The sequence below is a fragment of the Spiractinospora alimapuensis genome (assembly GCF_018437505.1).
Lineage (GTDB): Bacteria > Actinomycetota > Actinomycetes > Streptosporangiales > Streptosporangiaceae > Spiractinospora > Spiractinospora alimapuensis.
Genome location: NZ_CP072467.1, coordinates 5,759,930 through 5,779,472, shown reverse-complemented (window position 1 = coordinate 5,779,472; position 19,543 = coordinate 5,759,930). Strand labels below are relative to the sequence as shown.

The 19,543-nt window shown below is 69.5% G+C and carries 17 protein-coding genes; 5 read left to right on the top strand and 12 right to left on the bottom strand.

Annotation, left to right across the window (positions count from 1 at the left end; translation table 11 throughout):
* Positions 1 to 24: 24 nt before the first annotated feature.
* Positions 25 to 456, bottom strand: coding sequence for a DUF3052 domain-containing protein (locus J4H86_RS26795; protein ID WP_236541079.1), 432 nt, complete (start codon positions 454 to 456; stop codon positions 25 to 27).
* A gap of 170 nt (positions 457 to 626) precedes the next feature.
* Positions 627 to 1,040 (bottom strand): YjbQ family protein, encoded by a 414-nt coding sequence (locus J4H86_RS26790; protein ID WP_236541078.1) that lies wholly within the window; start codon positions 1,038 to 1,040, stop codon positions 627 to 629.
* Between the two features lie 118 nt (positions 1,041 to 1,158).
* On the opposite strand from J4H86_RS26790, the gene J4H86_RS26785 reads away from it, so the two are divergent.
* Positions 1,159 to 2,964, top strand: a complete 1,806-nt coding sequence (locus tag J4H86_RS26785; protein WP_236541077.1) for a DUF7800 domain-containing protein — start codon at positions 1,159 to 1,161, stop codon at positions 2,962 to 2,964.
* Positions 2,965 to 3,091: 127 nt separating this feature from the next.
* A complete protein-coding gene (locus J4H86_RS26780; RefSeq protein ID WP_236541076.1) occupies positions 3,092 to 4,717 on the top strand; it encodes a long-chain fatty acid--CoA ligase in 1,626 nt (541 codons plus the stop codon).
* A 69-nt stretch (positions 4,718 to 4,786) separates the two neighbouring features.
* Here the strand turns inward: J4H86_RS26780 and J4H86_RS26775 are convergent, their stop codons facing one another.
* Positions 4,787 to 5,905 carry a ferric reductase-like transmembrane domain-containing protein gene (locus tag J4H86_RS26775; RefSeq protein ID WP_236541075.1) on the bottom strand — a complete coding sequence of 373 codons (1,119 nt, stop codon included), beginning with the start codon at positions 5,903 to 5,905 and terminating at the stop codon, positions 4,787 to 4,789.
* A 157-nt stretch (positions 5,906 to 6,062) separates the two neighbouring features.
* Here J4H86_RS26775 and J4H86_RS26770 point away from each other — a divergent pair, with 157 nt between their 5' ends.
* The gene (locus tag J4H86_RS26770) at positions 6,063 to 6,992 is read left to right on the top strand and encodes a dihydrodipicolinate synthase family protein (RefSeq protein WP_236541074.1); all 930 of its coding nucleotides are present in this window, start codon (positions 6,063 to 6,065) and stop codon (positions 6,990 to 6,992) included.
* A gap of 45 nt (positions 6,993 to 7,037) precedes the next feature.
* Here J4H86_RS26770 and J4H86_RS26765 read toward each other — a convergent pair whose 3' ends face one another.
* The 3 genes from J4H86_RS26765 to J4H86_RS26755 all read right to left on the bottom strand — a co-directional run bounded on the left by J4H86_RS26765 (position 7,038) and on the right by J4H86_RS26755 (position 10,002).
* Positions 7,038 to 7,712 carry a GntR family transcriptional regulator gene (locus J4H86_RS26765; protein ID WP_236541073.1) on the bottom strand — a complete coding sequence of 225 codons (675 nt, stop codon included), beginning with the start codon at positions 7,710 to 7,712 and terminating at the stop codon, positions 7,038 to 7,040.
* A gap of 165 nt (positions 7,713 to 7,877) precedes the next feature.
* Complete coding sequence (locus J4H86_RS26760) at positions 7,878 to 8,780, bottom strand: HpcH/HpaI aldolase/citrate lyase family protein (RefSeq protein WP_236541072.1); 903 nt, start codon at positions 8,778 to 8,780, stop codon at positions 7,878 to 7,880.
* A gap of 103 nt (positions 8,781 to 8,883) precedes the next feature.
* Complete coding sequence (locus J4H86_RS26755; protein WP_236541071.1) at positions 8,884 to 10,002, bottom strand: isocitrate/isopropylmalate dehydrogenase family protein; 1,119 nt, start codon at positions 10,000 to 10,002, stop codon at positions 8,884 to 8,886.
* Positions 10,003 to 10,521: 519 nt separating this feature from the next.
* Between J4H86_RS26755 and J4H86_RS26750 the strand changes: the two genes are divergently transcribed.
* Entirely contained in the window at positions 10,522 to 11,868 is a 1,347-nt protein-coding gene (locus J4H86_RS26750; protein ID WP_236541070.1) for a 2-hydroxycarboxylate transporter family protein, read from the top strand.
* Positions 11,869 to 11,892: 24 nt separating this feature from the next.
* On the top strand, positions 11,893 to 13,161 hold the full coding sequence (locus J4H86_RS26745) for a CaiB/BaiF CoA transferase family protein (RefSeq protein ID WP_236541069.1): 1,269 nt from the start codon (positions 11,893 to 11,895) through the stop codon (positions 13,159 to 13,161).
* A 94-nt stretch (positions 13,162 to 13,255) separates the two neighbouring features.
* Here J4H86_RS26745 and J4H86_RS26740 read toward each other — a convergent pair whose 3' ends face one another.
* The 6 genes from J4H86_RS26740 to J4H86_RS26715 form a co-directional block, all read right to left on the bottom strand.
* Complete coding sequence (locus J4H86_RS26740; protein WP_236541068.1) at positions 13,256 to 14,095, bottom strand: carbohydrate ABC transporter permease; 840 nt, start codon at positions 14,093 to 14,095, stop codon at positions 13,256 to 13,258.
* Positions 14,095 to 15,051, bottom strand: a complete 957-nt coding sequence (locus J4H86_RS26735) for a carbohydrate ABC transporter permease (RefSeq protein WP_236541067.1) — start codon at positions 15,049 to 15,051, stop codon at positions 14,095 to 14,097. Before J4H86_RS26735 ends, J4H86_RS26740 begins: the two co-directional genes overlap by 1 nt.
* A gap of 11 nt (positions 15,052 to 15,062) precedes the next feature.
* Positions 15,063 to 16,418, bottom strand: a complete 1,356-nt coding sequence (locus tag J4H86_RS26730; RefSeq protein WP_236541066.1) for an ABC transporter substrate-binding protein — start codon at positions 16,416 to 16,418, stop codon at positions 15,063 to 15,065.
* 20 nt (positions 16,419 to 16,438) lie between these two features.
* On the bottom strand, positions 16,439 to 17,377 hold the full coding sequence (locus tag J4H86_RS26725; protein ID WP_236541065.1) for a dihydrodipicolinate synthase family protein: 939 nt from the start codon (positions 17,375 to 17,377) through the stop codon (positions 16,439 to 16,441).
* Complete coding sequence (locus J4H86_RS26720) at positions 17,374 to 18,081, bottom strand: FadR/GntR family transcriptional regulator (protein ID WP_236541064.1); 708 nt, start codon at positions 18,079 to 18,081, stop codon at positions 17,374 to 17,376. The genes J4H86_RS26725 and J4H86_RS26720 overlap by 4 nt, the downstream gene beginning before the upstream one ends.
* A gap of 62 nt (positions 18,082 to 18,143) precedes the next feature.
* Complete coding sequence (locus tag J4H86_RS26715) at positions 18,144 to 19,352, bottom strand: sialidase family protein (RefSeq protein ID WP_236541063.1); 1,209 nt, start codon at positions 19,350 to 19,352, stop codon at positions 18,144 to 18,146.
* Positions 19,353 to 19,543 lie beyond the last annotated feature (191 nt).

The following is a 19,543-nucleotide window of genomic DNA, read 5'->3' as shown; positions in this document are numbered from 1 at the left end:
GGCATCCGGGAGCTCGTGGGAAGACTAACGCTTGGACTTGGGCACGATGAGCCGGGTCCCTGACCAGTCCTGACCGGCGTTCACCGCGGAGGTCTGGGACAGGCCGGCGGTTCCCGCCGCCTCGGTGACGTCGCTCGGCGCGACGTGGCCCTCCCGCCCCGGTTTGGGCGTCAGGACCCAGATCGCTCCCCCGCCCTCGACCATGGTCAACGCGTCCATCAGTGCGTCGGCGAGGTCATCCTCCTCATCGCTACGCCACCAGAGCAACACGACGTCGACGACGTCCCCATAGTCCTCGTCGACGAGCTCATTCCCGGTGCTCTTCACGATCGACGCGCGAAGCTCCTCGTCCACGTCATCGTCGAACGCGATCTCCTGCACCACCTGACCCGGTTTGAAACCGAGCTGATCGGCCAGGCTGTTCTCACTGCGCGCCTGACCCGCGGTCGAGCTCACGAAAGTCCTCCTCCATAGCCCAGAACTGGCCCGCACGGGTGCGGGACCACCGACGGCATCCTTGTGGTGACCGTATCGACGACCACCCGCCGTTGTCGGTTAAGTTCACATGCTCCGGGCACGTTCGTCAACGCGCTGGGGGCCGCGTGTGTGAGTACCACTCCTACTCCTTAACCGGCGCTGGTCAAGAACGACAGACGCACGTTTCGGTGCGGGTTGTCGACATTGATGTCGACGATGGAAACACTTTGCCATGTGCCCAGGGCCAACTGTCCCGCGATCACCGGAATCGTGGCATATGGCGGGACGAGCGCGGGCAGCACGTGGCTTCGTCCGTGGCCCGGTGATCCGTGGCGGTGTCGCCATCGGTCGTCGGCTGGAAGAAGGTCGCCCAGGGCGGCGAGCAGGTCGTCGTCGGATCCGGCGCCGATCTCGATGATGGCGATACCGGCGGTGGCGTGGGGGACGAAGACGTGGAGCAGTCCGTCCCCACCCGCCTCCGCGGCGAACTGGGCACAGAGGTGGGTGATGTCGACGACCGTGTCGTCGCCTCCGGTGGATATGTCCAACAGTGTCGTGCGCATACGGCTACCGTTACCCCGGCCGGCTCCGGCCGCAACCCCCCGCTGGTGCGTCGGAACTCCGTACGGTATTCGTGGGCGGAGGACGGCACCCGCAGGCCGGAACGAGGAGTGAGAATCCGTGAGTGTCGAGTTGCGCGCCGGCCCGGTGCTGCGCCGTGTCAGCGCGTCCACCGCGACGGTGTGGGTCGAGACCAGCTCGCCGGGCACTGTCACCGTCGCCGCGGGACACGAGGGCGGACCTGAGGTCCGGGCGGACGCTCGGACGTTCACCGTGCACGGGCATCACTTCGCGCTCGTCGATGTGGAGGGGTTGTCGCCGGGGAGCGCGCTGCCCTACCGCGTTTCCGTGGACGGTGTGAGTGTCTGGCCCCTGCCCGGCGGCGACGCACCGCCCAGCCTTCTGCGCACTCTGGACCCGGCGACGCCGACGCGCGTCCTGTTCGGGTCCTGCCTGACGACAGCGGCCCACACGGTGGAGGCGGACGCCGTGCACGGCCCGGACATGCTCCTCGCCTACGCCCGGCGTCTGGCGCGGCGTCGACGGGACCACGGTGGGGCCGTGCCCGACGAGCCGTCGGTGATGCTCCTTCTCGGCGACCAGGTCTATGCCGACGAACTCCAGGCGGACATGGCGGCCGAACTGCGGGCCCGACGCATCGAGGCCGCCTCCGGGCGTTCCAGCGCCATACACGCGCCCGCGGACGAGGTCGTGTCCTTCGACGAGTACGCCGAGCTGTACCGCCGTGCGTGGACCGCGCCGGACGTGCGGTGGCTGTTGTCCACCGTGCCCACGCTGATGATGTTCGACGACCACGACATCCGCGACGACTGGAACACCTCCGGCGCCTGGCGTCGGAAGATCGCGGCCTCTCCATGGTGGCGGGATCGGATCACCTCGGGGATCGGGGCCTACTGGGTGTACCAGCACCTGGGCAACCTGACCGCACGGGACCGCGCCGCGGACCCCGCGGTGGCGGCGGTCCTCGGCCCCTCAAACGACGTGACCCTCGACGTCGCCGCCAGCGACTCCCCCGGGCCCACCGACCCGGCGTCAGACACCGCCACGCCCGACGAGGCCACCCCGGCGGACGCCGGGCCGGCCCTGGACGAGTTCGCGTGGCGGGCGGACCAGTCGCCGGAGAGCTACCTCTGGAGTTTCCGCCTGGACCTCGGCGGCACGCGGGTACTGATGGTCGACACCCGCTGCTCACGACGGGTGGCGGACGACTCCGACCGCGACATGCTGGGGACGCGGGGCTCGGCCTGGATCGACGAGAACCTCACCGGCGACGTCGACCACGTCGTCGTCGCCTGCTCGCTGCCGTTCCTCCTCCCCCGTGGGGTGCACAACCTCGAGGCGTGGAGTGAGGCCGTGTGCGCGGGCCGGTGGGGGGCAGCCATGCGCGGGATCGGGGAACGACTGCGCCAGGCGGTGGACCTGGAGCACTGGGCGGCGTTCCAACAGTCGTTCACGCACGTGACCAACGCCGTCCTGGAGACGGGGAGCGGCCGCCGGGGTGCCGCCCCGGCCAGCGTCCTGTTCCTCGGCGGGGACGTGCACTTCTCCTACCTCGCGCGGGCGCGCACCGGGACTGACACGCCCGGCGGGGACACCACGGTGGCCCAACTGGTGTGCTCCCCCATCCGCAATCGGCTTCCCCGCCCCCTGCGGATCATGACCCGGATCGCCGCGAGTGGCCTGGCGGCGGCCGGCACCCGAGTGCTGACCGCCCTGGCCCGCGTCCCCTCCCCCGCTCTACGGTGGCGGTTGGACGACGGCCCCGACTACCGCAACAGCCTCGCCACTCTGGAGCTGGACGGACGCCGGGCGAGCGTGGTGTGGGAAAACGCCGAGGTACCAACCGACGGATCCGCCAAGTCTCCCCAGGTCAGGGAGTCGACACGCCGGGTGCTGACCTCATAGGCGCCGCATCCCCGTCGTGGACGGCGTTGCGTCCCGTCAGTAAGCCCGGCATTACCTTCAGGATCATTACCAGGCAGTAGTCCCTGCTCTACGATCGGCACCTCATGACGGGAAGGAGCCGATCACCATGCGCGGCACGATGCAGGACGCCCCCCTCTCCCTCAGCGACCTCGTCCGCTACGGCACTACGGTGCACGGCGGCGCCCAACTGGTGACCTGGACCGGAGACGAACCCCGCCGGTTCACCTTCGCGCGGGCGGGTGCGCGCGCGGCCCAGTTGGCCCACGCGCTCCGCGAGCTCGGTGTGACCGGTGACCAGCGCGTGGCCACCCTGCAGTGGAACAACCAGGAACACTTCGAGGCCTACCTCGCGGTGCCGGCCATGGGCGCGGTGCTGCACACGATCAACATCCGCCTTCCCGCCGACCAGATCGTCTTCATCGCCAACCACGCGGAGGACCAGGTCCTGATCGTCGACGCCACGCTGCTTCCCTTGGTGGTGCCGATCCTGGGCAAGCTCCGCACCGTTCGTCACCTGATCGTGTGCGGCGGTGACCCGGGTGAGGCGTCGGAGGTCCCGGGGGTCGCCGTGCATCGCTACGAGGACCTCATCGCGGGTCGACCCGAGGAGTTCGACTGGGTTCGTGGCGACGAGCACGACGCCGCCGCCCTGTGCTACACCTCCGGCACGACCGGTGACCCCAAGGGTGTGGCGTACAGCCACCGGTCCATCTGGATGCACTCGATGCAGGTGTGTATGACCGACGGCCTGGCCATCCGCCAGAGCGACAACGTCCTCGCGATCGTGCCGATGTTCCACGTCCTGTCCTGGGGCCTGCCCTACGCGGCCCTGATGGTGGGCGCCTCCCTACTGCTCCCGGATCGGTTCCTGCAGCCGGCGCCGCTGGTGGAGATGATCGCGACCGAACGCCCGACGGCGACCGCCGCGATCCCCAGCATCTGGCAGGGGGTCCTCGCGGAGCTGGAGACGAACCCCCGAGACGTCTCCTCGCTGCGGCAGGTGATCGTGGGGGGATCGGCGTGCCCGCCCGCCCTGATGGAGGCCTCCGAGCGGCGCCACGGCGTGCCGATCGTGCACGCCTGGGGGATGACGGAGACCTCTCCGCTGGGAAGCGTCGCCCGGGCGCCCGGGGGCGTGTCGGCCGAGGAGGCGTGGGACTACCGGGTGAGCCAGGGCCGGTTGGCGGCGTCGGTCCAGGCACGACTGGTCGACGACGCGGGGGACGTCGTCCCGTGGGACGGGGTGAGCGTCGGGGAGTTGGAGGTCCGGGGGCCGTGGATCGCCGGATCCTACTTCGGTGTCGAGGCTCCCGACCGGTTCGACGACGGGTGGCTGCGGACCGGGGACGTCGGCCGGATCACCGAGGACGGCTTCCTGACCCTGACCGACCGCTCCAAGGACCTTGTCAAGTCGGGCGGCGAGTGGATCTCCTCCGTGGAGCTGGAGAACCTGGTCATGGCGCACCCGGATGTGGCCGAGGCCGCGGTGATCGCCGTCCCCGACGCCAGGTGGCACGAGCGTCCGCTGGTCACCGTTGTGGTTCGCCCGGAGGCGTCGGTGGACGCGGCGGAGCTGCGTGCCTTCCTCGCCGACCGGGTCGCGCGGTGGCAGCTTCCCGAGTACTGGGCCTTCGTCGACGCGGTGCCGAAGACCAGTGTGGGCAAGTTCGACAAGAAGCGCATCCGCGCTCAACACCGTGAAGGCACGCTCGCCGTGGAGGAGGTGCGCTGAGCGGACGGGCGCCGATACGCGGGGCGCGGTCCAGGGAAGTCCTCCCCGGACCGCCCCGCCGGTGTCTCCCTAGCTCCCGGCGGTCCGTGTCCGCTCGGGGCGCTCCGTGCTCCGCGTCCGTTCCGTCCGCGACGCCCGGTCGTCACGGGCGAGAGCGACCGCCAAACCCACCGCGCAGAGCACGGTGAGGAAGACGGCCAGCCCGCCCCACACCATCGGCTGGGTGACCAGCATGTCCCCGGTCTCCTGCCCCGGGGTTCGTCCCCCGTCGCGCCCGGTGACCGTGACCAGCAGGACGACCACGACCGCCGCGCCCACGACGAGACGTCCTCCGAGGCGAAGCAGCACGGCGACCGGAATCCCGGTAGCGCCCCCCGACTCCCGCCGGCGGCGCGGGAGCCTTTCCTCGGCCCGAAGGGGTGTCAGCAGACGCACGAGGAACACCAGGGCGATCGGCAGTTGGAGCGCCCACACAACGGTGCGGAACCACCCGTCGAACCACACGTTGGTGCCGTAGAGCAAGGTGTGCCAGACGCTGAGCACGTAGACCACGATGACGAAGCGGTGGAGTACGCGCCACAGCCGTGCGCCCATCCACCACCGGACGTAGAACGACAGCCCGAGCGGGATCGCGAGGTAGAAGGCGATCAGCCCGACGAGGATGGCGACCTGCCCCGTACCGGAGTCGTACCCGCCGGGCACGAACACCTCGACGAACGCCGACGCCATCCGGTCACCCAGACCGTCCCCCTCCCCGGTGTCGCGTATCCGCTCGAGGAAGAAGGCGAAGGCGTGGGCGAACATGAGGCCGATGGTGGTCAGGCTGGTCACCCGGTGCCAGCGTTCGACGCGCGCGTGGGAGACGACGCTCCAGCGTCCGGGAGCGGTGGACCGCAGGAGGCCCAGAAGCACGGTGATCCACGCCCACAACAGCCCGGACCAACCGAACGCCTGGCACGCCCAATAGAGCCAGTAGCGGCGGGCGTCGTCGAGATTGGGCATCACCATCAGGGTCTGCGAGGTGCCCGCCTCGACGCGCCAGTAGAGGAGCACGAAGATCGCCAGGGTGACGGCGAAGGCGACGCTGGCGTCCAGGAGCAGGTGCCTGAGGTCCTGGCGCAGGCTACGGGTGTCGACACGGCTCTGCTGCCGGCGGACACGTTGGCGTTGGGAGGGGTGTGAGGACATGGGGGGATCCCGTTTCTCTCGGACCGGACAAAACGGGCGGCCGGATCACCCGTGGTAAGTCTCTCCACTTCTCGGTCGCCACACACTTCCCCGTCACGCTCCCCTACGCCCGACAGGGCCCTGGCGTGGGACGAAGCGACGATGCGACGCTGACCGCATGACCCCCCTACACACCGACGATCTCACCGGCACCTGGGCCACCGCGCTGCTCCCCCTCGACAACCGGGACCGGGTGGACTGGGACGCGCTCGCCACCCAGGTCGACCGTCTGCTCGCCGCCGGGGTCGACGGTGTGTACACCAACGGGTCGGCGGGCGAGTTCTGGGCGCAGACCGAGGAGGAGTTCGACCGGCTGTCCCTCCTCGTTGCCGAACGGTGTTCCGCCGCCGGGGTCCGTTTCCAGATCGGCGCGACCCACGCCAGTCCGCAAGTCGCCCTGGACCGGGCGCGCCGCGCCAAGGAGCTGGCGCCGGGAGCCATCCAGGTCATCCTGCCGGACTGGTTCCCGGTCTCGCCCACCGAAGCGCTCGACTACCTGCGGGTCGTGGCCGCCGCGACGGCCCCGGTACCCCTGGTGCTCTACAACCCCCCGCACGCCAAGCGGGCCCTGACCGGCGCACAACTGGAGGAGGTCTGCGCGCGGGTCACGGAGGTCGTCGGCGTGAAGGTCGGGGACACCGGCGTCCTGGGCACCCCGGGCCTGTGCGGTCGGGTCGCCGTCTTCGTCCCAGGACACGAGCTGGCGTCCGGGACCGTACGCGGCGCCGCGGGCTCCTACTCCAACGTCGCCTGCCTCAGTCCGACCGCGGCCGTGGAGTGGGGGCACCGCATCGGTCGGGCCGATCCCACCGCGATCGACACCGAACGCCGGCTGCGATCCTTCCTGACACGTCACATCACCCCACTGGCCCGTGAGCGCGGCCTCTGCAACGCCGCCCTGGACAAACTGCTCGCGGCCGCGGGTGGCTGGACACCGCTGCCCACCCGCCTGCGCTGGCCCTACCAGGGCGCCTTGGAAGGCGACACGAAGCGGGTTCGCGCCGCCCTGGGCGCTGAGCTTCCCGAATTCCTCGGCGCGGATCGCTGACACTCCCGACGATCGATCGTGGAGGCCACGGCGCGAGCCAACGCCCTACCGCTCGGGGGCCCCGATGTCGCGGAGATGGCTGATCGTCGCGCGTTGGCTGCGCAGGATGTGCGTGCGCATCGCGGCGGCGGCGAGTTCTCCGTGGCGGTCGCCGAGGGCGGCCATGACGGCCTCGTGGTCAGTGACCGACTCGTGGCGGCGCTCCACCGACCAGATGGCCTGGTACGGCATTCCCGTCCAGAGCCGGTCGACGAAGTCCTCCAGGTAGACGGTGTCGGCGGCCTCGTAGATCTTCCGGTGCCACAACGCGTTCAGGTCCACGACCGCGCCATGACCGACGCCCTCGCGGTTGGCGACGGCGCAGAACTCCTCGTGCAGGGACCGGATCTCGGCGAGTCTGTCGTCGGTCATCCGTTCCGCCGCGAGTTCCACCGCGATGGGCTCCAGGGTGGTGCGCAGGAGGTACACCTCTTCCGCGCGGCGCAGCGAGTAGCGCGTCACCACGTGCCCATGGTGTGGCCGGTACTCGACCAACCCGTGCGCCTGCAGGACACGCAGCGCCTCACGGACCGGCGTCAGACTCATCCGCAGGTCCGTGGACAGGGCCTGCAGGGTGAGTTTCGCGCCGCCGGGAAGCTCCCCGCGCGCGATCCGCTGCCGGATGGTGGTGAAGGCTTCCTCGGCCTTGGTGGGCGAGGTCGACGCACGCCGCTGGGCCAACTTCGATTCCCCCCTCGTCGGACGCACCACGGTTATGACCTTCGACCTTAGTCCAGGGCGCGTAATCGACGAGGCCGGCCGGCGCCTGATGACGTCCGCCCGCTGGTGGGTCGGGCTCGCTCGGTGCCCCGCGTGGGTGGGACACCGAGCGTCGATGGGAAGTGATTATCGCGCTTCGGCGAGGATGGCGCGCGCCCGGGCCGCGATCGGATAGTCGACGAAGGTCCCGTCCTCCAGGCGGATGGACGACACCCCCGTTCGCTCGGCCGCGCCGAACGCCTCGTCCACCCGACGGGCCCACGCCACCTCGTCGGCCGTCGGCGCGAAGACGTCGGCGACCACCGGGATCTGGCGGGGGTGGATGACCTGTTTGCCGGCGAAGCCCAGGGCGCGGGCCCGGCGTGCCGACACACGGAGTCCGGCCTCGTCGTCGAGGTCCAGGTGGGGGCCGTCGATCGGCCGGGGCAGGTTCGCGGCCGCGGCTGCCAGGACCAGGAGGGACCGGGCCACGGCGAGTTCGCCCCCCTCGGCGGTGGGGACCACGCCGAGCTCGTGGGAGAGGTCCGCCGGGCCGAAGGACATCGTCAGGACGCGCGGGTCGGCGGCGGCGACTTCGCGGGCGTCGAGGATCCCGCGCGCCGTCTCGACCAGGGGGATCAGCCGGACGCGTCCCGGGGCGACGCCGGCCCGTTCCTCGGCGTCGGCCAGTAGGCCCGAGACGTGGCGAACCTGCTCTGGGGCGCTGCTCATCGGCACGATGACCGCGTCGACGCGGTGGAGCACGTCGGCAAGGGCGGCGACGTCGCCGTCGGCGAGGCCGGTGTCGGGCGCGTTGACCCGGACCGCGACGAGTGGTCCGTCGGTGGGCAGGGCCGTGATGGCGTCCACCGTGTGCTGGCGGGCCTCCTCCTTGCGGGACTCCGCGACGGCGTCCTCGAGGTCGATGGCGATGGCGGTGGACCCGCTGGCCGCGGCCTTGGGGATGCGGTCCGGGCGGTCTCCGGGGACGAACAGCACCGTGCGCAACCGGCGGGTGAGTTCGGCGGTGCTGGGGGTGGTCGGGGGCATCGTTCTCTCCAGTGCGTGAGTACGAGTGAGGCGGCGCGGCGACGGCGTCCCGGCGGGCCACCGCACTTCTCCTGCGGGTGGGTGGATCGAGGGGCGGCCGGGCTCAGACGTTGGGGACCGGCGACTCCCGGATGACCGCGGCCACCGCGTCGCCGACCTCCACTGTGGAGGCGCGTCCCCCCAGGTCGGGGGTCACCGTGCCGTGCGCGGTGACGGTGGCGACGGCGTCGTCGACCATCCGCGCGGCGGCGCGGGCGGCGGGGTCGTCGTGTCGGTCGGCGAGCCAGTCCAACATCATGGCGGCGGACAGCACGGTGGCGAGCGGGTTGGCGACACCCCGACCGACGAGGTCGGGTGCCGAGCCGTGCGAAGGCTGGAACAGGGCGTGGCGGTCCCCGACGTCACCGGAGGGGGCCATCCCCAGACCGCCGATCAGGACGGTCGCCAGGTCGGAGATGATGTCGCCGAACATGTTCTCGGTGACGAGCACGTCGTAGGTCTCCGGTCGCTGCAGGACCGACAGCGAGAGCGCGTCCACCAGGGCGAACTCGTGGGGGACGGACGGGTATTCGCCGGTGGCGACCTCGGTGAACACCCGACGGAAGAACGCCTGGGAGCGGAAGATGTTCGCCTTGTCCACACAGGTGACGAGAGGTGTCCCGTCCGAGGGGCGCCCCGGTCGCGCCGCCGCGAGCTCGAAGGCGCGCCGGGTCACGCGCTCGGTGCCCGCCCGACTGATCAGCGCGGTGTCGCCCACGACGTGGTCGGCGATCCCGGCACCGCCGTCGAAGGACGCGAAGAGCCCCTCGGTGTTCTCCCGGACCACGACGAGGTCGACCGGTCCCAGCGCGTCGATCCTGGGGGTGATGCCCGGGTACAGCTTGATGGGCCGGATCCCGCCGTACAGGCCGAGGGACGTGCGCAGCCCGATGGTCACCCGCCCCTGGATCTCCGTCCCGTCCTCGGCGCGGACGTCGGGCAGTCCCATCGCGCCGAGCAGCGTGGCGTCGGCCGCGCGGACGGCGTCGTAGGTCTCCGTCGGTAGCGCCTCTCCGGTCCGCGCGTAGAGGCCGACGCCGGCCTCCCACTCGGTGACGGTGAGGGCGAGCCCGGGCACGGTCGCGACGGCGGCGTCCAGTGCTTTGCACGCCTCGTCGACCACCTCGGGCCCCACTCCGTCCCCACGGAGAACAGCGATGTCATAGGGGGCGTTCTCGCTCAATCGGCCTCCTCGGCCCAGTCCCGTCACGGCTCCCACGCGGTGCTTCGCCACGTTCAGGAGCGGAGATTATATTAAATTGACGCAGCGTTGCCGTGGAACGATGGCTCGGCCGCACGCCCTCCATCCCCACGTTCGGGCCCCTCCTTGGCGCCGTCGACGAGCTCGCCCGCGCTCCGGGTCGCGATGTGGCCTTGGCGCCCGCTGTCCTCGTATTGACGCATCGACCAGGGACAAGTGTCAACGGGGGGAGAACCCGTCTCCGAGCCCCCAACAGGACGACGGGGAGGAGGACCCCGGACTCGCCTCCCCCGCGGATCGGCTGACCGCCGACCCCCCTCACCCTTCTCGTTCGGCCACGAACGCGATGCATTCTCATTTGATCAAACTTGTGATACACATGCTCCGACCGACCGTTCCGGTTCATGACCTCGCCCGATACGCCCTCACCCTCTCCGCGCCCCGTGGGAGCGATGACCGCGAGAGGTCAGTAGAACGCTGATGTTCTTCCAGGAGTAGACGATGAAACAGGATGCGCCCCCCAAGAGCGTGCCGGACTCCCCCATAGAGTCACCGGACGACGCTCGTCGCATCATGGGACTCCCCTGGCCGTGGTTCGTGGCGTTGTTCGCCGTTCTCGCGGTCGCTGTCGCCATCGGGGCCCTCGAGTCGACCATGATCGTCGGCTTCACCGCGGTGGTACTGATCGGAAACCTGCTGTACTGGATCGGTGAACGCGTTCCCGTCCTGCGCGACTTCGGTCTTCCAACATTGCTGTGTATCCTCCTTCCGCCAGTATTGATGCTGGTCAACGCGTTCCCTTCGAATCTGGCGGTTGTGATTGAGGACTTCACGACCGAGAGCGGGTTCCTCGACTTCTACGTCGGATCGCTGATCGCCGGCAGCATCCTCACCATGCCGCGCGCACTGCTCATCAAGGCGGGCGCACGCTACGCCTTCCCTCTGGTCACGGTCATCCTGTCGGTGTTCGCGGTCGTCGGCGGTCTCGGCGCCCTCTTCGGGTTCGGCTTCCGTGACGCGATCCTGTTCGTCGCGGCCCCGGTTGTCGGAGGCGGCATCGGGGCCGGCGCCGTTCCGATGTCGGAGATGTACGCCGCCGCGCTGGACGGGTCCTCCGCCGATCACATGTCACGCCTTGTCCCGGCCGTCGTGGTCGCCAACACACTGGCGATTCTCATCGCCGGAGTCTGGGGTGGCCTCACGAAGAAGCATCGACAGTATTTTCCCGGTTTCGACGGGCAGGGAGTGCTGGTCCGTGGTGGCAGCAAATCCTCCGACGACTTCCGGGTACCGCCACGTCCGACCGGGGCGTTCTTCGGTCCGATGGCCGTCGGGCTCGCCCTCACCGGAGCGCTGTTCATCTTCGGCCAGATCATCAACCATTTCGTGCCCGAGGTGCACGGCTACGCCTGGACGATCCTCGCCGCCGCACTACTCAAGATCTTCAACATCCTGCCCGAGTTCATGACCGAGGCCGTTGGCGGTTGGTACGGCTTCGTCGCCGGCCGGCTCACCCCCGCCCTCCTGGTCGGTATCGGGGTCTCGTTGCTTGACCTCAGCATGCTCGGTTCCTTGCTCTCCAACCCCGCCCACCTCGCACTCACCGCGGTCGGCGTCCTCACCGCGACACTGATCGCCGGCATCGCCGGGTGGCTCGTGCGCATGTACTTCGTCGAGACCTCGGTCGCCGTGGGTCTGGGCACCACCGACATGGGCGGTACCGGCGACGTCGCCGTCGTGAGCGCCTCGAACCGTCTCGAACTGATGCCGTTCATGCAGGTCTCAAGCCGAATCGGTGGGGCCCTCGTATTGCTCCTCCTGTCCTTCCTTCTCCCCTTCCTCACCTGACGCGAAGAAAGGTTCCTCGACCGGATGTCTGAAACGCACCAGGAATCGGTGCCCCGGAACGCCCACCACGGGCCCCTCGACGGAGTGCGGGTGGTGGACGCCGCCACCATCTACGCCGGCCCCATGCTCGCGACGTTGCTCGGTGACTACGGCGCCGACGTGATCAAGGTCGAGCACCCACGGGGCGACGGGTTGCGGAACTGGGCGTGGCACAAGGACGGCGAGTCGCTGTGGTGGGCGGTGGCCAACCGCAACAAGCGGACCATCTCCCTCTCGCTGTCCGAGCCGCGAGGCGCCGACCTGGTGCGTCGGCTCCTGGCGGACGCGGACGTGTTCGTCGAGAACTTCCGCCCGGGCACCCTGGAGAAGTGGGGTCTCTCCCCGGAGAGCCTGTGGGAGATCAACCCCCGCCTGGTGGTGGTGCGGGTCTCGGGCTTCGGTCAGACCGGGCCCTATCGCTCCCGGCCCGGCTTCGGCACCCTGGCCGAGGCGATCTCCGGGTTCGCCGACACCAACGGCACGCCCGAGGGGTCACCGCTGCTGCCGCAGTGGCCGCTCGCGGACGGTGTGACCGCGGTGGCGGGAGCCTTCGCGACGATGACCGCGTTGCGGCACGCGGAGCGCACCGGCGAGGGACAGGTCGTGGACATGTCCATCTACGAGCCCCTGTTCTGGATTCTCGGTGCCCAGACCACCGCCTACGACCAACTTGGTCTGGTCCCCGAGCGCCAGGGCAACCGGACCGCCTTCACCGTCCCCCGGGGCTGCTACCAGACCCGTGACGGCCGGTGGGTCGCGCTGTCGGGCGCCACGACGGTCACCGGCAAGCGCATCATGCGCGCCGTCGGACGCGACGACCTCGCCGACGCCCCGTGGTTCGACGACATGGCCGGCAAGATCGCCCATCGCGACGAATTGGACGAGGCCATCGCCTCGTGGATCGCCGAGCGCGACAACGACGAGGTGCTCGCGACCTTCGACGAGGTCGGCGCCACCGTCGGCCCGGTCTACTCCATCGCCGACATCAGCGACGACCCGCACTTCAACGAGCGCGGAAGCGTGACCTCGGTCGACCACCCGACCCTGGGCCCCGTCCGGATGCAGGGCCTCATCGCCCGCCTGAGCGCCACCCCCGGCTCCATCCGCCACCCCGGCGCGGCCCCCAACGCCCACGCCCAACAAATCCTCCGCGAGGAGCTGGGCCTCGACGACACCACCATCGCCGACCTCGCCGCCCGCGGCGTGATCCAGGTAGCCGACGACTCCACGGCCAGCCCCACCCCGTCGACGTAACACCCCCCGATCGTCCCCTGGCCCGACGCATCTTCTCGGGGGCCAGGGGGGCGAACCTGCGGGTATCGATCGTACCGGCGTCCTTCTCCCTGGCTCAGTGCTTCACCGCTCCGCTGGTCAGGCCCTGGATGAGGGTGCGTTGGGCGAGGGCGAACAGGACGATGACGGGGATGACGGCGAGGACTCCGGCGGCGAGGATGCCTCCCCAGTTGGTGGCGCCGAGGCTGGCCATGACTTGGGCGATGCCGATCTGGACGGTGCGGGTGCCGGGGGTGCTGGTGAATATGAGGGCGTACTGGTAGTCGTTCCAGGCGAGGATGAAGGCGTAGAGGGCGATCGCGGTGATTCCCGGTTTCGCCAGGGGGAGGACCACGGTGATGAGGGTTCGCAGGCGGGAGGCGCCGTCGACGTAGGCGGCGTCCTCGAGGTCGCGGGGGATGCTGCGGAAGAAGCCGCTCATCAGCCAGACCGCCGCCGGCAGGGTGATGGTCTGGTACACGAGGACGAGGATGGTTCGGGTGTCCAGGAGGTCCAGGTTCATCGCGATCTGGTACCACGGCAGCGTGATCATCGGGCCCTGCACCATCTGGGCGACGAGCAGGACGACGATCGCGATCCGGGCGCCCCACCCCTGGTAGCGGGCGAGGCCGTAGCCGGCGAGGCAGGCGAAGATCGCGGTGATGAGCGCGGTGAGGGCGCACACGATCAGTGAGTTGACCATCAGCCCGCCGATGTCGAGGCCCCGGCCACCGATCGCCCACGCGTAGTTCTCCAGGGTGCCGTCCTCCAGCCACCACGTGGGTTCGGAGGCGAAGAGGGTCCGGTTGGACTCGAAGGAGGAGACGAGCAGCCACAGTCCCGGCAACAGGATGAAGCCCATGACCAGGGCCAGCGATCCGTACCGGACGACCACGTTTCCCTGCTGGTGGGTCATCAGCCTCGCCTCCTCGCGAACAGGCCCGCGACCAGTCCGGCCACCAGCACGACGATCACCATCGCGGTCGTCGCGACCGCTCCGGCGAGTCCGAAGTCGAAGTCCTGGAACGCCCGCGAGTACACGTAGGTGGGCAGGATGCTGGTGGCGAACCCCGGTCCGCCGTTGGTCAACGCCCAGATGAGTTCGAACTTGAACCACGTCACCACCAGCGCGATCATGCCGGCGATGAAGAGGGTCGGGCGCAACATCGGCAGGATGACGAACCAGAAGCGCTGCCACCTGGAGGCACCGTCGACGTCGGCCGCCTCCAGGACCGCGTCCGGGATGCCTTGGAGCGCGGCGAGGACGAGGAGCGTCACGAACGGGGTGCCCATCCAGACGCCGGCGAGCAACAACACGACCCACACCCAGGTCTCGGAGCCCAGCCACACGACCGGTTCGGAGAGGATTCCGGCCTGGAGTAGATAGTGGTTGGCGAGCCCGAACTCGCCGTCGAAGATCCACCGCCACACGATGGCGACGACGACCACGGGCATGACCCAGGGGACCATGAGCAGGCCCCGCCACAGTCCGCGGAGCCGCACCGACTGGTTCAGGACGACCGCGAACAGGGTGCCGGTAGCGAGCTGAAGCCCGGTCGACCCCAGAACCCAGATGAGACTGTTGCCGACGATGGACCAGAAGACACGGTCCTCGAAGAACAGTTGGCGGTAGTTGTCCAAACCGGTGAAGCGCTGTGGCTCCGGGCTGGTCAGCCTATGGTCGAAGAAGCTCAGCCGCACCGTCTCGCTCAGCGGGTAGTACTGGGCGAGGAGGAGGTACAGTAGGACGGGCGCCATGAGCATGAGCCAGAAGCCACGCTGGTGGAACCAGCGGCGGAACCGGACACCGGCTCCGCCGCGCCGGACGCGCCGGGTGTGCTGGCTTCCCCGGTCGGGGGGCGCGTCAGCCATCGCGACGCCGCTCAATCCTGGTTCTCCTGAACCTCGGTGATGCGCTCCATCAGCAGTGCGTAGGCCTCGTCGCTGGCGATGTCGCCGTCGCTGAGGTCTCGCAGCACCTCCTGGACCTCCGGCTCCATCGCGGACTGGCCGACGACCGGCTCCAGCGGGACGCCGTCTGAGTCGATGAGCTCCATCGCGTCGGTGATCTGCTGTTCCTGCCCCTCGACCGCGTCCGGGTAGACCTCCTCGATCTGGGGGCGGATGTCGTCCATCGTCACGGTGTCGCGCGCGGGCACGTGTACCACCGCCGCCTGCCGGGCGACCCACTCGTCGTCGACGAGTCGCTGCACGATCTGCCAGGACAGGTTGGGGGTGTCGCTGTCGGCGAAGACGCCGTAGCCGACCGTGGAGACGGGGGCACGTGTCTCCTCCGCGGAGGGCCCACGGGGGTAGGCGAGCTGGCGGGACGCCCCGACGATGTCCGGATTGAGCTCGTAGACGTTGGCGGTGAAGAAGGTCCCCGCGGGAATCATCCCGACCTCACCGTTGGCGTAGGCCCGGAACATGTCGGAGTAATCCCATGTGGCGTCGGCGTTGGGTCGGTACTCCCGCAGCGTGTCCAGGTGGTCCAGCAGCTCGACCCAGCGCTCCTCGAACTCGGGCCCGGTGTCGTCCATGAGGAGGTCGTTGCTGTAGGCGGCGGTCATCATCCCGCGGAACGCGAAGCGGGCCTCCCCCATGGGGAACGCGAAGCCGTAGGTATCGTCGGTCGTCATCGCCTCGGCGGCTTCTTCGAGCTCCTCCCAGGTCTGTAGGTCCTCGACTTCCAGACCCGCGTCGGCCAGCAGGTCCTCGTTGACGATCAACGTGAAGGCCTGGGCGAGGTAGGGCAGCGCGTAGAGGCTGTCGTCCCTGGTGGTGTACTCCAACGTCCCGGGCCGGAACTCCTCGGCGTCCAGGGAGCTCTCCGCGAGGTTGTCGTCGAGCTCCATGAGACCGCCGAGGCGCACCAGGTCGGTGACGTCCTGGGTCATGGTGACGTCGGGCGGGTTGCCCGCCTGGATCTGGATGGCCAGCTGGTCCTGCATGTCGTCCCAGGACATGTAGTCGTACTCCAGGCGCACGTCCTCGTTGATCTCGGCGATGTCGGCCTGGAAGTCCTCGGCCACGGCCATCTCGACGTCGGAGGTCCCCGGCCAGACCACCTGGAGGTCGGCCGACGCCTCCTCGAGGTCGGCGTCCTCCTGGGCGCCACCGTTGGAGCACGCGGTGAGGAGCAGGGCTCCCGCCGCGAGGAGGGCGCCGCCGCGCGGCGTACGGTGCGGCCCCCGCCGCGGGGTTTCGGTGCGAGGAGCCGAGGGGTGGGGGGTGATCATGTGGCTTTCACCAGCTTCCGTTACTGGTCCGGGAGGCGCCGTGTCTGTCGCACGGCTGCGGCACGGTCGGGCGTCGCTCGCGCCACGACCGCGGCGGGGGCGGTGTCGAGCCAGGCGGTGATGTCGGCTCGTTCCGCCTCGGTGAGCGCGGGCAGGGGTCTGCGGCTCACGCCCAGGTCGATCCCTTGGAGGTGCAGGACCTCGCGCAGGAAGGCCAGGAAGTTGTAGTTGCGCAAGGTGGCGAGGACGGCATTCGCGGCGTTCTGCGCCGCGCGGGCGTCGTCGGTGCGGCCCTCCCTTACGGCCTCGAAGAGGGCGACGTAGAGTTCCGGCATCACGTTGTAGGACGACCCCACGCCACCGACGGCGCCGCTCAACAGCCCGTCCATGAGCACGTCGTCGGCGCCGTTGTGTACCACGAACCCCTCGGGGGCGTGCGTGGTCACCTGACGCAGGAACTCGAGGTCGTCGGCGCTGTACTTCATGCCGGCGATGACTCCCTCGTGCGCGAGGTCGAGGATCCACGCGCTTTCGAGGGATCGGCCGGTCAGGGAGGGGATGTGGTAGAGGTACACCGGCACGTCCACCGCCGCGTGGAGCGCCCGGTAGTGGTCTGCCAGCGCGGCGTCGTTCAGCTCGAAGTAGAACGGGGTGACCGCGGCGACCGCGGCCGCGCCGGACCGCTGGGCGTGCCGGGCGAGTTCCACGGTGGTGCGGGTGGCGAGCGTGCCGACGTGGGCGACGACCGGAACCGCGCCGGCGACGTGGCCGATGGAGGCGGAGAGCAGGTGTTCGCGCTCCGCAACCGACTGGGCGACGCCCTCGGCGGAGGTGCCGCCGACGAACAGCCCGTGCACGCCGGCGTGGAGGAGATGGTCCACCAGCGCTTGGGTGGCGCGGGTGTCGACCTCGCCGTCGGCGTCGTAGCCGGTCATCAGGGCCGGGAGGATCCCTCTCACGAGTGGGGGTGCTCCTTGTCGTCGGTCGCGGTGGAACGGGCTTCGTGGACTTCGACGGCCTGCTCGATGGCGACGAAGTGGCGGGTGACCGCTGTGGTGATGGCCGTGGGGTCGCCGGTCGCCAGGGCGTCGACGATGTCGGCGTGTACCTCGACAGCGTGGGGGTGTTGGCCCGGTAGTTGTTCCCCGATGCGGTTGTACAGCCGCCAGAAGATGTCGATCATGTCGAGGACGAGCTGGTTGCCCAGGGGCGTGAACAGGCGCTGGTGGAACTCCCAGTCGACCTCGGGCGGTGGGCGTCCGTCCACCTGTTCGTCGCGCATGCGCTGCACGATCTCCCCGAGATCGCGCAGGTCCTTCTCGGTGAGGAGTTTGCTCGCCTTGAGGATGAGCTGCTCCTCGAGGGCGTGGCGCACTTCCAGGACCTCACGGAAGGACACGTCGTTGAGGAGCAGCCCGTAGGGCAGTTGTTCCAGGATCGGCGCGAAGGAGAACTGCCCGACGTAGAGCCCCTTGCCGTGACGGGACTCGATCACTCCGAGCGACTCGAGGCTTCGGGTCGCCTCGCGCATCGAGGCGCGGCTCACCTCGAACTGTTCCGCCAGCTCACCCTCTGAGGGCAGAGGGTCGCCGGGGCTGAGCCCGTGGTCGAGGATGTGTTGGCGCAGCCTCTCCTGGGCCTGGCGGAACAGGGGGACTCTCACAGTGGGCTCAGCTCCGATCGCTGTCGCTCAGGCACGCGGTGTGCCTGGTTGTCTCGTCTGGGTCAGTTCGCGGGTGCCCTCAGTTGCCCGAACGGGACGGCCGTGTAGGTGATGCGTTCGTAGGACCGTTCGTCGCCGTTCTCGAAGAGCACACCGAGGTGCTGACCGCCGGTTGTGGTGAGGTCGGAGTAGGCGACGGGCCCGTCGAACACGGTCACCCGCTCCTCCCAGCTCTGGGCGTCGTCGGAGCTGACGCGCAGGGCCAGCCGGCGCCGCGCGTCGGGCTCCCCGGGGGCGGAGAAGACGACCAGGTCGTTGGCGTTGACGTTGAGGCGCAGGACCGATCCCTGGACCGGGGGTGCCACCAGGTCGGGAACGGTCGCGAAGGGGGAGGCGAACGACGCGCCCCCGTCGGTGCTGATCGTGGCGGCGCGGGCACCGTCGCTGGAACCGTTCTGGTCCCGGACGTTGAAGTACACGTCACCGTTGGCGAGTTCCACCGCGGTGTTCTCGTTGGGGTTGACGACGCCCTCCATCGGTGTGTCGACACCCCCGATGTCCCAGGTGCGTCCGCCGTCGTCGCTGTAGAGGGAGTGGGAGCCGTAGTGGTGGTCCTCGGCGCCGGTGTCGTCGGTGTCGGGGTCGGGGCTGGTCGAGTGGTTGGCGGGGATGACGAGGCGTCCCGTGTGCGGCTCCGCCTCCAGGGCGATGCCGTGCCCCGGACCGGTGGCGTACCACCGCCACTCGGGCAGCTTCGCGTCGTCGGTGATGTCCTCCGGCTCCGACCAGGTCTCCCCGTCGTCGGTGCTGCGTTGCAGGTGGACGCGTCGGGTCTGGGCGTCGGTGACTTCACCGCGCATGATCTCGGCCTCGGTGGCCTCACCGGCGTTGTGCGTCGTGAGGAGCACGATGTCGCCAGAGGCGGGATCCACGACGGGAGCGGGGTTACCGAACGTGTTGGGACCGTTGTCGCCGACGACCTGGAGTGCCCCCCAGGTGCGTCCGTCGTCGTGGGAGCGGCGAAGGACGAGGTCGATGTCTCCGTGGTCGCTGCCGCTGTCCGTCCGTCCTTCGGCGAACGCCAGCAGGGTGCCGTCGTCGGTTTGGGTGATGGCGGGGATTCGGAACGTGTCGTAGCCCTCGGTGCCGGACTCGAAGACGACCACCGGGTCCGGGCCTGCCGAGTCGGCGTGTGCGGCGGGCGTGTGGATGAGGGAGAGACCGACAACGAAGGCGGACGCGACTGCGAGACGCCGTGGGGGGACCGTCATGTGTGACCTTCCTCTCGCGTTAGGAGATTATTAGTTCAGATATCAGATATCTGTCAACCAATGAGTTCGCGGGAGAGGACGACCCGGGCGTACCCCGCGCCACTCCTGCGGGCCGTACCGGAGCGGCTGCGCGGGGTTCGGCGGACATGACCGTGGGCGCGACCCGAGACGGGTCGCGCCCACGTGGTGGT

Coding starts and splice junctions, on each gene's coding strand:
- J4H86_RS26735 (WP_236541067.1), bottom strand. CDS start 15,051: ATGGCTGACGCGCCCCCCGACCGGGGAAGCCAGCACACCCGGCGCGTC.
- J4H86_RS26780 (WP_236541076.1), top strand. CDS start 3,092: ATGCGCGGCACGATGCAGGACGCCCCCCTCTCCCTCAGCGACCTCGTC.
- J4H86_RS26775 (WP_236541075.1), bottom strand. CDS start 5,905: ATGTCCTCACACCCCTCCCAACGCCAACGTGTCCGCCGGCAGCAGAGC.
- J4H86_RS26770 (WP_236541074.1), top strand. CDS start 6,063: ATGACCCCCCTACACACCGACGATCTCACCGGCACCTGGGCCACCGCG.
- J4H86_RS26740 (WP_236541068.1), bottom strand. CDS start 14,095: ATGACCCACCAGCAGGGAAACGTGGTCGTCCGGTACGGATCGCTGGCC.
- J4H86_RS26730 (WP_236541066.1), bottom strand. CDS start 16,418: ATGATCACCCCCCACCCCTCGGCTCCTCGCACCGAAACCCCGCGGCGG.
- J4H86_RS26715 (WP_236541063.1), bottom strand. CDS start 19,352: ATGACGGTCCCCCCACGGCGTCTCGCAGTCGCGTCCGCCTTCGTTGTC.
- J4H86_RS26760 (WP_236541072.1), bottom strand. CDS start 8,780: ATGCCCCCGACCACCCCCAGCACCGCCGAACTCACCCGCCGGTTGCGC.
- J4H86_RS26745 (WP_236541069.1), top strand. CDS start 11,893: ATGTCTGAAACGCACCAGGAATCGGTGCCCCGGAACGCCCACCACGGG.
- J4H86_RS26790 (WP_236541078.1), bottom strand. CDS start 1,040: ATGCGCACGACACTGTTGGACATATCCACCGGAGGCGACGACACGGTC.
- J4H86_RS26750 (WP_236541070.1), top strand. CDS start 10,522: ATGAAACAGGATGCGCCCCCCAAGAGCGTGCCGGACTCCCCCATAGAG.